We start from the raw sequence: 14,387 nt of genomic DNA on the forward strand, positions 1-14,387 counted from the left end.
CACCCCATTATAATGAAACGATTATTTCCATGCCAATCGACACTGTACAACAAGCGCTGCATATCAGGCGTAAAAAAAATGCGCAGGTTTTTCGCAATATTGCACGACTGTGGGATGTTGGACAGAAAGCACATAGCGATCAAGCCCTACTAGATGCACTGCATCCTTGGCGTGACGATCACAGCCTGCGTTTTTTTAATGTACTGCCCTATTTATTCGCATTGATCAGCGTAGGCACATTAATCTTTGGTTATTTTCTACATCCACATATTCAATATAGCTGGAGTTTACTTGGTGCATTCCTTACTGGTTTTCTGGCCTATTTGCTCTATGAACCACAACAAGCATTAACACGCGTCATTCATTATCTAGAAGAACGCATGACCGTATTACGCTATGGTTTACAGTTCCAGCAACTCCCAGCTTATTTACCGATTCAAGCGCAGCCCCTTTTGGTGATCAGTAAGTTAAAGCAACATTTCCCCCTATTTAATCGGGGTAATGAAGCCAACGAGATTACCCAATACGCATCGACCACATGGCATGATGGCAACACAGAACATCAGGTTCTACTGTTTCAATATCACTATGTCAGCGAAATGCCGATCCTACAGGATCAAAGCAGTGATAAAAAAATTGTCAAAAAAATCCATAAAGATTTGTGGGGTGCCTTTATTTTTCAAATGCCAGCCTTAGGAATTGCCGTCAGCAATCAACGCGCTCGTTTCTTTGCGCCCTACACCAGCTCATGGCAAAGCAGTGACATTTTGATTAATCAAGAATTGAATATCTTTGGTCTTGATCAACACCAACTTGCCAAAGCAATCAGCCCGAGCCTCACCTTAAAACTACATGATTTTTTTCAACATTTTACAGGTGATTTAATTTATCATCATGAAGAGCAAATCATGTGTTACGTGGGCGAACAAAATCTTTTCCAAACCGCCAGTAAACGCAGTGACATTCAGGATATTCCAGCATTACGTGGACACTTAAGAACCATGACCATGCCGCAATATCATAAGTTTCAACAATTGATGCTGAATTTAATTCGCTAATCATTGAGCAATAACAATAAGGGGAATGGCGATGACAGGTTTACTGATCTTCTTGGGAATTTTTGCCGCACTGATCGTGTGGGGCATTTCTATCCGCAATAATATCGTGCGATATTTTAATGCCACCAAACGGGCATGGTCAGAAGTGGCCAACTTCGAACGTCAAAAAGTAAAGACCTTAGAAGCCTTGGAAGCGACGCTGGATCAATATACTCAGTTCGAGAAATCAACTTTAGAAAAAGTCACCGAATTGCGCCAACAGATTCTCAATCTGAATGTGAATGACACGGATATTTCCCAATTACAACAAATTGAGAAAATGAGTAAGGAACTGATTCGTAGCTTGAATGTAGTGGTCGAAAATTATCCTGAACTGAAAGCAGATGCACTGTATAGCAAGATGATGGATGATATTCAGGAGCAAAACGAAAATGTCGGTGCTGCAATTACCATTTTTAACCGCAATGTGGAATTGTTTAATAACCAGATCGAGGTGTTTCCAAACAACTTGATCAATACCCTGACTTTATCCAAGAAAGCCATTCGCCCGTTTAAGGATAATCTGGCGACTGAAAATTTTGACTATAAGCCGAATTTTTAGTGCGGTAGTTATACACATTAGCATCTTATAGTTATCTCACTAATTTCAGCAAAAACATTCGGTTGGAGTTACTTTTGTTTTGGCAAAAGTAACCAAAACCCTTGACAGCTTTAATCGCTGTTCATAGACTGACTGTACATCCCTGCTACCGCAGCCTAACGCGGCGGCATCCATGCCGCCATCTCGATAGCAAATTTCCTCACAAATTTCGCATTACAAAATGCAAAAACCTTATGAACGTAAATAAGCATTTACTTCTCAACATTCAAACAAATATCAATCAAAACTTATTAAACTAAATCTATTTTATCTCTCGCTACATTTAGTAGTAGAACTACACGCCATAATCGGGGAAAATAGCCACTTTCGATCAGCGAACTGTTTTTTCGCCTCCTTGCGCTGCAATCAAAGTAGCACTTCGATCTTGCTCAGGTTATTACATGAAATTTGAAAAATTAGGCCAGTCGGGGCGCGCCCGTCGTGGTCGACTTACTTTAGAACATGGTGTGGTTGAAACCCCTGTGTTTATGCCAGTGGGTACTTATGGTACGGTTAAAGGCATGCTCCCGCGTGACATTGAAGAAATTCAGGCACAAATTATCTTAGGAAATACCTTCCACCTTTACCTACGTCCAGGCTTGGAAGTGATTAAAGAGCATGGCGGTCTGCATGAGTTTATCCAATGGGATAAACCAATTTTGACTGACTCTGGCGGTTTCCAAGTGTTTAGCTTGGGCGCAATGCGTAAAATCAAAGAAGAAGGTGTCACCTTCCGCTCTCCGATTGATGGTTCAAAGGTGTTCTTGTCTCCAGAGATTTCGATGGAGATCCAACATGTATTGAACTCAGATATCGTGATGATTTTTGATGAATGTACCCCTTACCCTGCCACGCATGAAGAAGCGCAAAAATCATTGCAGCTCTCTTTACGCTGGGCGAAACGTTGTAAAACCCATCACCATGATGAACTTAACAATAAAAATGCCTTATTCGGCATTATTCAAGGTGGGATGTACGAAGACCTGCGTGACGAGTCACTCAAAGGCTTGTTAGAAGTTGGTTTTGATGGTTATGCGATTGGTGGCTTATCAGTCGGCGAACCGAAAGAAGAAATGATCAAAGTCCTTGATTATTTACCCAACAAAATGCCGCAGGACAAACCACGTTACTTAATGGGCGTGGGTAAACCAGAGGATATCGTGGAAGCGGTTCGCCGTGGTGTCGATATGTTTGACTGTGTGATGCCAACCCGTAATGCCCGTAATGGTCATTATTTTGTTACCGATGGTCTGGTCAGAATCCGTAATAGTAAATATCGCCATGATAAAGGGCCTTTAGACCCACATTGTGATTGCTACACTTGTAAAAACTTTACTCGTGCCTATTTATATCATTTAGAGAAGTGTGGTGAGATGCTGGCATCAATGCTTGGCACCATCCACAACTTGCGTTACTACCAACGCCTGACGCAAGGTATGCGTGATGCATTGGATAATGGCACATTTGATGAATACGTTCAGGACTTTTATGCCCGTCGTGGATTAGAAGTTCCAGCATGTCCAGAAGACTAAGCAGAACGATTTGCATCAAGATTTGCGCCTGATCGCAAGACAAGGTACATTGCAAAACGAATTGGAATTTATTGTTAATTTTTTGCCTTTTAATTTTAGGAAATCGAAATGAGTTTTTTCATCTCTACTGCTCACGCTGCACCTGCTGCGGCACAAGGTCCAAGCCTTATGGCAAACTTATTGATGATCGCGGTATTCATCGCAATCTTCTATTTCTTGATCTGGAGACCTCAGGCAAAACGTGCTAAAGAACACCGTTCTTTAATCGAAAGCTTGGGTGTAGGCAGCGAGATCGTGTTTGCTGGTGGTTTAATGGGGAGAATTACCAAACTTGAAGGTGACTTTGCAGTTGTTGAACTCACTCGTGGTGTTGAGGTAAAAATCCAACGTGCGAGTGTCATTTCAGTATTACCTGAAGGCACATTAAATAACCTTTAATCATAAAATAGTCGTGCCTCAGCACGACTTTTTCATTTAAGAAGAAAGCGAATGCGTTACCCTGCATGGAAATATTTACTGATCCTTGTGGTACTTGTGATCAGTACGTTATATGCACTTCCAAGTCTGTATCCAGATGAACCTGCTGTCCAAATTTCGGGGGCAAAAGCAGGCACCAAAATTGATCAGACGATCGTGCAAAAAGCTGAGCAGATTTTAAAAACTGCCAACATAAGCAGTCACGACAATAGCTTTACCAATAACGCGGCATTATTACGCTTAAACTCTTCTGAAGAACAGTTAAAAGCCAAAGAAGTGTTACGTCGTGATTTAGGTGAAGACTATGTAGTTGCACTCAACCTTGCACCAACCACTCCTGAGTGGTTGCAAAAGATTGGGGCAAAACCGATGAAACTCGGTTTGGACTTACGTGGCGGTGTACACTTCTTGCTCGAAGTCGACATGGATAAAGCGATTAGTCAGCGTATGGAAACATCTGCGACTGATTTGCGTCGTCAGTTCCGTGATAACAAAATCAAATTTAACAACCTTGCTTTAAATAACAATACCATTACTATCCAGTTTGCCAGCAATGCAGACCGTGATGCGGCGACTGATTTTTTACGTCGTAATGGCAATGAGTTTACCCAACAAGCGGTTGCAACATCATCTGGTGCGACTTTAAGACTGAATTATACCGATGCGCGTCGTCAGGAAATTCAATCTTATGCAGTCAACCAAAACTTAACTACTTTACGTAACCGTATTAACGAACTTGGTGTGGCTGAAGCACTTGTACAAACCCAAGGTAGCAACCGTATTGTGGTTGAATTACCGGGTGTACAAGATACCGCAGAAGCAAAACGTGTCTTGGGTCGTACCGCGAACTTAGAGTTCCGTTTGGTCGCAGATAGTAATGATCAATATATTGACCCATATACAGGGAAATATAATGGTCAGCCGCTTCCTCCAGGGACTGAAGTCTTTGCTTATCAGTCTTTAGACAGTGGTCGTCAATTGCTGTTACAACGTAACCGTATTTTGACTGGTGAACGTGTTCAAAACGCAAGTTCTGGCTTTAGCCAAGACTCTGGTGGTGCTGAAGTAAACATCACGCTGGATTCTTCAGGTGGTAAGTTGATGGCAGATGCCACTCGTGGTGCTGTCGGCAAACGTATGGCGGTTTTGTTTATCGAAAATAAACAAAAGATTTCTTATGTTGCTGATCCAAACACGGGTGTCCAGACTGAAGTTCGTACTCCATATACTGAATCTGTGGTGATCAACGCTGCGACGATCCAAGCAGTATTGGGTTCACAATTCCGTATTACCGGTCTAGATTCACCACAAGAAGCGGCAGAACTTGCCTTGATGCTGCGTGCGGGTGCTTTGGCTGCACCAATGTACTTCGTTGAAGAGCGTGTTGTAGGTCCAAGCTTGGGGCAAGAAAACATTGATAAGGGCGTATTATCAACTCAGATTGGTTTCTTGCTAGTTGCGATCTGGATGGTGGTGTTCTTCCGTTTATTCGGTTTGATCGCCAACTTTGCCTTGGTGTTTAACCTTGCCATGATCTTAACCGTGATGTCTTGGCTTGGTGCCTCTCTTACCCTACCAGGTATTGCAGGTATCGTGATTACCATTGGTATGGCAGTCGACTCCAACGTCCTGATCTGTGAACGTATCCGAGAAGAAATGCTCTGGGGTGCCTCGCCCAAACAAGCAATTGTCGCTGGTTATGATCGTGCCTATAACACCATTCTCGACTCGAACTTAACCACCTTACTGGTTGCGTTCATCTTGTTCGCGATTGGTACAGGTCCGATCAAAGGCTTTGCGGTGACCTTGATGATTGGTATTGTTTGTTCAATGTTTACTGCAATTACCGTTACCCGTGCCATCGTACAGCTCATTTATGGCAAACGCCGTAATTTGAAAAAGTTGAGTATTTAAGGAGATTCACATGACTGATCTGACTCAACCAGACTCAAAGCAATACGGTCGCCCAGATGATATAAAAATCATCCCATTCATGAAGATTGCCAAACCTGCGGCCATCTTCTCGATCCTGATTACCATTGCAAGCATCTTCTTTATCGTCACCAAAGGGCTGAACCTAGGTCTAGACTTTACCGGTGGTATTTCTGCTGAGCTTAACTACAAGCAAGGGGTTCAACCTGCGCAAGTGGTTCAGGCCTTAGATCGTGCGGGATTCAAAGATGCTGTGGTTCAGACTTTGGGAAGTAATACAGACCTGATTGTGCGTATGCCCGTGCAAGAAGACCTGAATGTTGAAGACCTCAGCAATAGCATCACCAAAGCAGTGCAATTACCGAATAACACCGTAGAAGTCCATAAGGTCGATGCGGTCGGTGGTGCAGTCGGTAATGAACTCTATGTCCGTTCTGCGGGTGCAGTTGCGCTTGCACTCATCTTGATGTTGATCTACGTCACCATTCGCTTCGAGTTTAAACTGGCGATGGGTGCGGTAATGTCGTTATTCCACGATATCATCATCATTATCGGTGCATTTGCATTGTTCCAATGGCCGTTCGACTTAACCGTACTTGCGGCTGTACTTGCCGTGATCGGTTTCTCACTTAACGATAACATCGTGGTATCGGACCGTATCCGTGAAAACTTCCGTAAGATTCGCGGTGCCACACCCCGTGAAATCGTGGATATTGCGCTAACAGAGACTCTACGTCGTACTATTCATACCTCGATGACCTTATTACTCGTGGTCCTTGCCATGATGTTCTTGGGTGGTGATGGTCTACATTGGTTCTCTGTGGCAATGTTTGTTGGTGTATTTGTGGGAACCTACTCATCGATCTATATCGGTACAGCATTCGCCTTATGGCGTGGTCTGAATCGCCAAGACTTTATCGTTCAAGTTAAACCTGAATTTGAAGAAGAAGAGATTCCTTAATCTCCTTTCTTTGGATTGAACAAAAATGCCAGCGAAATGCTGGCATTTTTGTATGCGCTTTAAGGAAAAGCTGAACTTAAACAGACGCTCATAATCGATATTTTTACACGCAGTTGCGCTTTATTATCCTTTTATTAAGGGATAATCATAATCTCCCCACTTACTGGTTTGAATGCCTAAACCATGTAAGCCCTCAATCAATTTGACCGCAGCCCGAACCCCATCAATAATCGGGATTCCCAACTCTAAACTGACCTGATCCGCCATCTCGGCCATGCCACCACAGCCCAAGACGATCGCTCCAATTCCATCCTCCATTTTGGCTTGCTGGCAGCTTGCCAATAATTTTTCATAGGCCGCTTGCTTATCATGTTCCAATGCCAATACCGGAAGATCAATGCATCGAATCTGTGCACATTTTCGTTCAAAGCCATATTGATGTAATAAATGTTCAGCAATAATTTTGGTTCGGGCTAAGGTGGTGACAATCGAGAATTTTGTCGCCACCAAACTGGCCATATGAAATGCAGCTTCGGCAATGCCAACCACAGGTGCCTGAGCCAATTCCCTCGCCGCATGCAAAGCAGGATCACCAAAGCAAGCAATAATATGCCCATCGACCTGCTGTGCTTTGCCTTGTTGAATTAACTCAAGCACCCCAATAGCAGACATTGCCTCATCAAAATGCCCCTCAATCGATAACACGCCTTTCTCAGGAGACTGGGCCATAATTTCGGTATCTGCCGCGGCTACCTGACGTGCAGCCTCAGCAATCGATGTGGTCATTTGGATACAGGTATTTGGATTAATGATTTGAATTCGAGTCGCGTTTCTCATTTCTGCACATTTTTAATTCAAAAAATAAGCTTGATCATATTTCAATCCAACTGGTCTGAACAGTTAAAATATAAAATTAAATATTTAAATAAATATAATCAATAAATTAATAATAAATTTAAAACAATAATAAGAAGTTGGCTTAATTTCTGCATAACTGGTCTGAACAGTTGTTTATCTTGCAGACCCGTCATGAGCGATAACCCGAACTATAGTCCTAAACTCTCCAATGAAGATCTCATCCCTGCGCAACAAAATTGGACGTGGTATAACATCTTTTCCTTTTGGATGTCTGATGTACATAGTATGGGCGGCTATGTGGTCGCAGCGAGCTTATTTTCACTCGGTCTGGCCAGCTGGCAAGTTCTGCTTGCCTTACTCATTGGTATCGTGATTGTTCAAGTTGCGGCGAACTTGGTGGCTAAGCCCAGCCAAATTTCAGGGGTTCCCTATGCTGTGATCTCTCGCCAAGCCTTCGGAATTTATGGGGCCTATATTCCAGCCTTAATTCGCGGCCTGATTGCGGTTTCATGGTATGGCATTCAAACTTGGCTAGCATCTAATGCCCTGATGATGATTCTACTCAAGTTCTATCCAACCTTACACCCGCTTACACTGACTGAATTTGCAGGTCTAAGCACGATTGGCTGGATCTGTTTTGGTTTTATTTGGGCGATACAAGCATTGGTGTTCTGGAAAGGGATGGACACCATCAAGGTCTTTATCGACTGGGCAGGTCCAATGGTCTATGTGGTGATGTTAGCATTGGCCTTATGGCTGGTGTGGAAAGCGGGTTGGCATCATATTTCCTTTAACCTCAGTGATAAACAGCTCAGCGTCAATCAGCAGATCATGCAAACCATTGTTGCCATTGCATTGGTGGTGTCTTATTTCTCCGGCCCACTACTCAACTTTGGAGATTTCTCCCGTTATGGCAAAAATATGCAACAGGTTAAAAAAGGGAATTTTTGGGGACTACCGTTTAACTTTATTTTCTTTGCCATCATTGTAGTGATGATTGTTTCTGGTGCCTTTAGTGTGTTTGGAAAAATGGTACATGATCCACTCGAAACGGTTGCCATGATCGATAACGGATTTGTGGTGGTGCTCGGTTTATTGACGGTATTAACTGCGACCATTGGCATTAATATCGTGGCGAATTTCGTTTCGGCAGGTTTTGATTTTTCTAATCTTGCACCTCGCTTTCTTAATTTCCGCAGAGCGGGCATGATCGCAGCAATCGGTTCGATCTTTATCACCCCATGGAATTTATTTAACTCCCCAGAACTGATTCACTATACCCTTGATACTTTAGCGGCTTTTATCGGCCCATTATTTGGCATTCTACTTGCTGACTTTTATCTGATTAACAAACAACAAGTGCGGGTCGATGACTTATTTAGCGATCAACCCACAGCAGCCTATTACTATCAAAAAGGCATCAATCGAAAAGCCGTGATCAGCTTAATGGCATCAGTCAGTATCGGTCTGTTGTTGGTGCTTGTTCCGAGTTTTCAGTTTTTGGCAGCGTTTAACTGGTTTATTGGGGTCATACTAGGTAGCAGTTTTTACTATAGCCTCTCTCGGGAAAGTGTTGTTATAAAAGCAAAAAGTATCCATTATCAGCAAAGCTTGAATCTTCCTCAAAACCATCAATGACTACATTGATGGTGGTTTTTCGCTAATACTGAATGATCTGAATTCGTGGAAACTGAAAACCACGACAAGATGGCTCTGCCCGCCATGCAATGGTCAGTACCATCTTCTGATTGAGAATAAAATGTTGATAGGCAAAATGACCGATTAAGGGGTGTGAACACATCCCACCATGATGGGATGGATGCACCTGCGTATTCAAACTATTCAAGTCTAAACGAATACCGAGACCTGACGCCTTCAATACCGCTTCTTTGGTGGTCCAAACCCGCAGCCAATATTCAGGGTCCTGATCTTGCTGCAGCCAAGTTTGGTATTCTTCGGCATGAAACGCATGTTGTGCCAAGGCATCAAAACGCACTTTACGATCTAGTTCTTCGACATCAATCCCAAGATCTTTGACCTGTGCACTCATCGCTAAGGCATAATATTGCTGACTATGGGTATGGTTAAAATGCAAGGTATGCGAACTTAAAAAGGGCTTACCATGTTCATGTTTGGAAAAACTGAGCGCCGTAACATCAGTTTGCAGTCGTTCCGCCAACAGATGATTACGGTAGTCCCTGATCTGCTGCTTTTTATAATGGTTAAAGCTGCTTAAATCAGCAAAATCAGTTTTAGGCTTTTCAAGCAGTTGTGCCAATGCCTGAACATGGATTTCAATTTCACGTAGCGTCATTGGCTTAACCGAATCAAATCACTTAAAACTTCACAATATCGCCTTTCAGCGCAACGCTCGCCACTGCCATGCCCTTATAGCATTGATAAGTGGTCGAGCTTTGAGATTCATTTTTCTTAAAATAACTCACGATATTGGTTACTGCATTGGCACCACGCGCTTTCGCAGCTTTATCCAACTGGATTAATGCCGAACGAAGCACCCAATCACATGACTTTTCAGCTGACTTACCAAAACCATTGGTTTTCTGATTGGTGACGATATCTTGTTCTACTACTTTTCCACCTGATTTGGTGCCTTTCAGATAAAACTTGACCGTTCCATCAAGCGTTCCATCGGCAACTGCACGATCTACCGCCGCTTTAAAATCCAGATTATGCACGGTATCTGCAGCGTGAACAGATGCAGTAAAACCAGTTGTTAATACAGTTGCTAAGAATAATTGTTTGATCGACATTTTATGCCCCTTACTTGTTATGTTGTTCGTTTAAAAATCAAAGAGGTGTTAATCCCACCAAAAGCAAAGTTATTGCTCATCATGATCTCGATCTCACTCGCTCTCACGTGCTGGGTAATATAATCTAAATCACCACATTGTGGATCAATTTCGTCCAGATTCAAGGTTGGAATTAATTGTCCACGCTGCATCATTTCGATACCCAGCCAAGCTTCAATTGCCCCACACGCCCCTAAGGTATGCCCAAAATAGCTTTTTAATGAGCTAATCGGTTTAGGTCCTAAAATCCTTGCCGTAGCTTGGCTTTCAGCAATATCACCTTGATCGGTTGAAGTGCCATGCGCATTGACATAGTCAATCTGGCTGGCATCCAGCTGGGCATCTTTCAATGCCATTTGCATACATTGCCCCATTCGCTCACTGTCAGGCTTGGTCACATGCTGGCCATCGGTATTGCTTGCATAGCCAATAATCTCTGCATAAATCGTAGCCCCACGCTGCTTGGCATGTTCATATTCTTCAAGAATCAAGCAACCTGCACCTTCGCCAATCACCAAGCCATCGCGTCGTGTATCAAACGGTCGTGGAGATTTTTCAGGATGATCATTCATCCCACTGGTCGCCAATAAAACATCAAAAACGGCAGCACCTGCGGCACTCAGCTCTTCCGCGCCGCCTGCAAGCATCAGCGTTTGTTTGCCATATTTAATCGCTTCATAAGCCTGACCAATCGCCATTGAACCCGAAGTACATGCACTCGAGGTTGGTAAGGTAAGTCCTTTCAAGCCGAAGTAAACCGTCATGTTGACCGCACTGGTGTGAGACATCATGCGGATATAGGTGGTGGCATTGATCTTACTCATGTCTTGATCAATCAACATATTGCCAAACTCGCGCACCGCATCAACACTACCAGCAGACGAGCCAAAAGCCACACCTGCCTCTCCGCTGCTCAATATCTCATGACCAATTAGGCCCGCATCGTGCAAAGCATTTTCAGCACTGATGACCGACATTAATGCAACACGCCCCATACCCCGTGTCACTTTGCGATTAAAATGCTTAGCGATCTGAAAATCTGTCACTGGGCCTGCGAGCTTGGTTCTTAAATCTGGATATTGCTCCCATTCGGACATATAGCAAATACCGCTCTTGCCCGCATGGAATTGAGCAAAGATGTCATCCGCATTTTCTCCCAGCGAGGTAATCCCTGCCATGCCAGTAACTACAACACGCTTCATCAAATCAGTCCTCCATTGACCGAAATCACCTGACGGGTAATATACGAGGCTTCATCTGAACAAAGAAACTTCACCACACCTGCCACTTCATCCACCTGCCCCATGCGCTGCATTGGGATCATTTTTAATGCATGCTCTTTGACTTCATCGGTGACCATTTCCGTTTCAATTAGACCGGGTGCCACACAGTTCACGGTAATTTTGCGCTTGGCCAATTCCAAAGCCAATGCCTTGGTTGCCCCAATCAAGCCAGCTTTTGCTGCACTGTAATTCACCTGTCCACGATTGCCCATAATGCCCGAGACCGAAGAAAGCGTCACGATTCGGCCACCTTTGCGTAAGTGAATCATCGGCATGATCAAGGGTTTAAGCACATTATAAAAACCGTCTAAAGAGGTCGAAATGACCTCATCCCAGTCCTGATCAGTTAATGCAGGGAAAGCACCGTCATGGGTAAGACCTGCATTCAGTACCACCCCATAAAAAGCACCATGCTGTTCAACATCTTGCTCTAATAAGCTTTTGACATGCTCACGTTGATTCACATCAAATAATAAGTAATGGCTGTTTCGTCCTAATTGCTGAATCTGCTCAACCACCTGAGCTGCTTCCGCCTCCCGTGAACGAGCATGAATGGTCACATCAAAACCCGCCTGAGCCAATTGCAATGCGATTGCTTTACCAATGCCACGACTTGAACCCGTGACCAATATTCTTCTATTCATTGTTGTTCCTAAAACTATCATATCAATGTCGATTGATCAGCTGGTTCATAAACACTGAGTAAGGCAGTTATCACCTGCTCAGCAGCAGTAATCTCGCAAGAAAACTGCCCTAAACCTTCATGCAGATATTGCTGTTCGACCCGAATCCTTAAGGTCTGCCCAAGCGCAAAATACCCAAAGGGTAACTGTAGCTTGCGTGTGCCCAACAAAAAACCCAGTTTCGGTGCTTGCTGTAATTGTTGCCCCATCCAACCTGAATAGGCACTAATGGTTTGCGCCATAATTTCAATACTTGTCCACGTCGGTAAACCCGCTGCCTCACAGAACATTAATTCAGGACGAATGGTCAATTCGGCAATCGCATAACCGTCTTTGACTTCGAGCAAATGATCAATAAAGACCATGGGTTGTTGATGTGGAATATATTCAATCGCATCCAATTTCATTTAGTGCTGCACCCCAAATAACAAGCTGATGTTGCTGCCGCCAAAAGCAAAAGAATTACTCAACACATAACGAATGTTCTCGGTCTGCCGAGCATCTGTGACATAGTTTTGATCAGCAAGCTCAGTATCAATCTCAACCTGTTGATGTAAAGGTAAGCCACTTTGATCTTGTAAGAGTTGGGTACAGATAAAAGCTTCTATCGCACCTGCCGCTCCCAAACAATGTCCCGTTTTATGCTTGGTACTGCTTAAGGGCACCTTCAACTCTTGAAAAACTTGTCGAACAGCCTTGATTTCCATCGCATCATTTTGCGGTGTGGCAGTTCCATGTAAGTTGATATACCCCACCTGCTGTGCTGTTATTGCTGCACTGTCCAAGGCACACTGCATCGCTTTCGCTGCCCCCAAACCCTCAGGATGCGGTGCAGAAATATGCCATGCATCCATCGATTCACCCACACCATATAACATGATCGGTGCGGAGGCTTTAGTCAGTAAAAATAAAGCTGCGGCTTCGCCAATATTAATGCCATCACGATTGACACCGCAGGGTTGGCAAACATCTGCCGATAAACTTTCCAAACTGTTAAAACCATTTAAGGTCAGTTGGCATAAGGTATCTACGCCACCGACCAATACCGCATCAGCCAAGTCAGCCTGAATTAAACGCTGTCCTGCGGCAAAGGCCTTGGCACTGGAAGAACAGGCGGTCGAAATGGTATAAGCTGCTCCTTGCCAACCGAGATAGCCTTGTAAAGCTTTGGCTAGGCAGCCCATTTCTTGCGGTTGATGCATTACTTCAATAGTATCATTACCATCAAAATACTGTTTCAGTAACAGCTCAGTGTCGGATATCCCCGAGGTCGAAGTACCGATCACAATACTTAGGCGGCTTGGATCAATGCTGGCAATTTGCTGTTGAAGTTTAGTCTCGATTTTTTGCAGCGCAGTCAACGCAAAACGTAGATTACGTGAGTCAAATCGAGCTAGCGATTCAGGCACAGTGTCTATCAATGGCTCTGCATAGCGTCCCACCCAAACTGGACGATCGGCTAAAAACCCTGCTTCCAGTGTCAGAGTATTGTCAGGAGTCGTTAAACCTTCACGAATCTGCTGAATATCCTGGCCTAATGCAGAGAGCCCAACACTCACAGGAATCCCAACCGCTTGCAACTGAGATAAAGATTGACTCATGGTTGCACCCCTTGCCCAGATTGATCACTATTCAAGGTATTTTCTATCGGGCTCAAGGTCATACGGTACGGCACCTGCAGATTATCAAGTTCAATGCTATTAGCTTGAGTTTGAATCACTAATACTGCCTTTTCAGCAATAAAAACTTGCTGTTGCGTTGCCGATTGTTGTACCCGAACAGACTGTTGTCCTAACTGAGCAAACTGAGGATAGGTCGCAAATAACAAATCTCGAACCACAAACTCAAAAGGCAGTAAGCGCATCTGATCAATGCGTTGCTGTACCTTGACCTGCTGTCCATCAAATTGTAATTGAAACAAAGGCTGTCCAGTTAAACCCAAAGCAACCAGACTGAGCTGATGACCTTGCTGTTGCTGATACAGCAAAAAGCTAAAGCTTTTATCCTTCCACTGCACTTCAACTTGGTCTTGCCGTTGATATTGCTGTGCTGGCCAATGGCTGCTTTTCAGCCCCTGTGCATGGGGCATCAGTTGACAGCCACTCAACAGCAACATGCCACAACATAATAACGTTATCCAGATCCGTTGCATC

Annotated in this window: 15 protein-coding genes; 7 read left to right on the plus strand and 8 right to left on the minus strand. The window is 43.9% G+C overall.

What is annotated here, in order from left to right; translation table 11 throughout:
* Nucleotides 1-29 precede the first annotated feature (29 nt).
* The 6 genes from NG55_RS17585 (at nt 30) to secF (ending at nt 6,600) form a co-directional block, all read left to right on the plus strand.
* Nucleotides 30-1,058 carry a hypothetical protein gene (locus tag NG55_RS17585; protein WP_065343965.1) on the plus strand — a complete coding sequence of 343 codons (1,029 nt, stop codon included), beginning with the start codon at nt 30-32 and terminating at the stop codon, nt 1,056-1,058.
* 31 nt (nt 1,059-1,089) lie between these two features.
* Nucleotides 1,090-1,659 (plus strand): LemA family protein, encoded by a 570-nt coding sequence (locus NG55_RS17590; RefSeq protein WP_065343966.1) that lies wholly within the window; start codon nt 1,090-1,092, stop codon nt 1,657-1,659.
* A 440-nt stretch (nt 1,660-2,099) separates the two neighbouring features.
* The gene (tgt, locus tag NG55_RS17595) at nt 2,100-3,230 is read left to right on the plus strand and encodes a tRNA guanosine(34) transglycosylase Tgt (RefSeq protein ID WP_004802704.1); all 1,131 of its coding nucleotides are present in this window, start codon (nt 2,100-2,102) and stop codon (nt 3,228-3,230) included.
* Nucleotides 3,231-3,338: 108 nt separating this feature from the next.
* On the plus strand, nt 3,339-3,668 hold the full coding sequence (gene yajC / locus NG55_RS17600) for a preprotein translocase subunit YajC (RefSeq protein ID WP_005206306.1): 330 nt from the start codon (nt 3,339-3,341) through the stop codon (nt 3,666-3,668).
* A 51-nt stretch (nt 3,669-3,719) separates the two neighbouring features.
* Entirely contained in the window at nt 3,720-5,621 is a 1,902-nt protein-coding gene (secD, locus tag NG55_RS17605; protein ID WP_065343967.1) for a protein translocase subunit SecD, read from the plus strand.
* Nucleotides 5,622-5,631: 10 nt separating this feature from the next.
* Nucleotides 5,632-6,600, plus strand: a complete 969-nt coding sequence (gene secF, locus NG55_RS17610) for a protein translocase subunit SecF (RefSeq protein ID WP_065343968.1) — start codon at nt 5,632-5,634, stop codon at nt 6,598-6,600.
* A gap of 123 nt (nt 6,601-6,723) precedes the next feature.
* On the opposite strand, the gene NG55_RS17615 is transcribed toward secF, so the two are convergent.
* A complete protein-coding gene (locus tag NG55_RS17615; RefSeq protein ID WP_065343969.1) occupies nt 6,724-7,437 on the minus strand; it encodes an aspartate/glutamate racemase family protein in 714 nt (237 codons plus the stop codon).
* A 192-nt stretch (nt 7,438-7,629) separates the two neighbouring features.
* Here NG55_RS17615 and NG55_RS17620 point away from each other — a divergent pair, with 192 nt between their 5' ends.
* Nucleotides 7,630-9,096, plus strand: coding sequence for an NCS1 family nucleobase:cation symporter-1 (locus NG55_RS17620; protein ID WP_065343970.1), 1,467 nt, complete (start codon nt 7,630-7,632; stop codon nt 9,094-9,096).
* A 22-nt stretch (nt 9,097-9,118) separates the two neighbouring features.
* On the opposite strand, the gene NG55_RS17625 is transcribed toward NG55_RS17620, so the two are convergent.
* Genes NG55_RS17625 through NG55_RS17655 form a run of 7 tightly spaced genes read right to left on the minus strand, consistent with a single transcriptional unit; the run spans nt 9,119 to nt 14,386 of the window.
* On the minus strand, nt 9,119-9,772 hold the full coding sequence (locus NG55_RS17625) for a 4'-phosphopantetheinyl transferase family protein (protein ID WP_065343971.1): 654 nt from the start codon (nt 9,770-9,772) through the stop codon (nt 9,119-9,121).
* A gap of 22 nt (nt 9,773-9,794) precedes the next feature.
* Nucleotides 9,795-10,229, minus strand: coding sequence for an excinuclease (locus NG55_RS17630; protein ID WP_065343972.1), 435 nt, complete (start codon nt 10,227-10,229; stop codon nt 9,795-9,797).
* 17 nt (nt 10,230-10,246) lie between these two features.
* Nucleotides 10,247-11,470 carry a beta-ketoacyl-ACP synthase gene (locus NG55_RS17635; protein ID WP_065343973.1) on the minus strand — a complete coding sequence of 408 codons (1,224 nt, stop codon included), beginning with the start codon at nt 11,468-11,470 and terminating at the stop codon, nt 10,247-10,249.
* The gene (locus NG55_RS17640; RefSeq protein WP_065343974.1) at nt 11,470-12,195 is read right to left on the minus strand and encodes a 3-ketoacyl-ACP reductase FabG2; all 726 of its coding nucleotides are present in this window, start codon (nt 12,193-12,195) and stop codon (nt 11,470-11,472) included. The genes NG55_RS17635 and NG55_RS17640 overlap by 1 nt, the downstream gene beginning before the upstream one ends.
* Nucleotides 12,196-12,212: 17 nt before the next feature.
* Nucleotides 12,213-12,641 carry a hotdog family protein gene (locus tag NG55_RS17645; RefSeq protein WP_065343975.1) on the minus strand — a complete coding sequence of 143 codons (429 nt, stop codon included), beginning with the start codon at nt 12,639-12,641 and terminating at the stop codon, nt 12,213-12,215.
* Nucleotides 12,642-13,835, minus strand: coding sequence for a beta-ketoacyl-[acyl-carrier-protein] synthase family protein (locus tag NG55_RS17650; RefSeq protein WP_065343976.1), 1,194 nt, complete (start codon nt 13,833-13,835; stop codon nt 12,642-12,644).
* Nucleotides 13,832-14,386 carry a DUF3261 domain-containing protein gene (locus NG55_RS17655; RefSeq protein ID WP_065343977.1) on the minus strand — a complete coding sequence of 185 codons (555 nt, stop codon included), beginning with the start codon at nt 14,384-14,386 and terminating at the stop codon, nt 13,832-13,834. The genes NG55_RS17650 and NG55_RS17655 overlap by 4 nt, the downstream gene beginning before the upstream one ends.
* Nucleotide 14,387 lies beyond the last annotated feature (1 nt).

This window comes from Acinetobacter gyllenbergii, assembly GCF_001682515.1.
In the GTDB taxonomy this organism is placed as follows: domain Bacteria; phylum Pseudomonadota; class Gammaproteobacteria; order Pseudomonadales; family Moraxellaceae; genus Acinetobacter; species Acinetobacter gyllenbergii.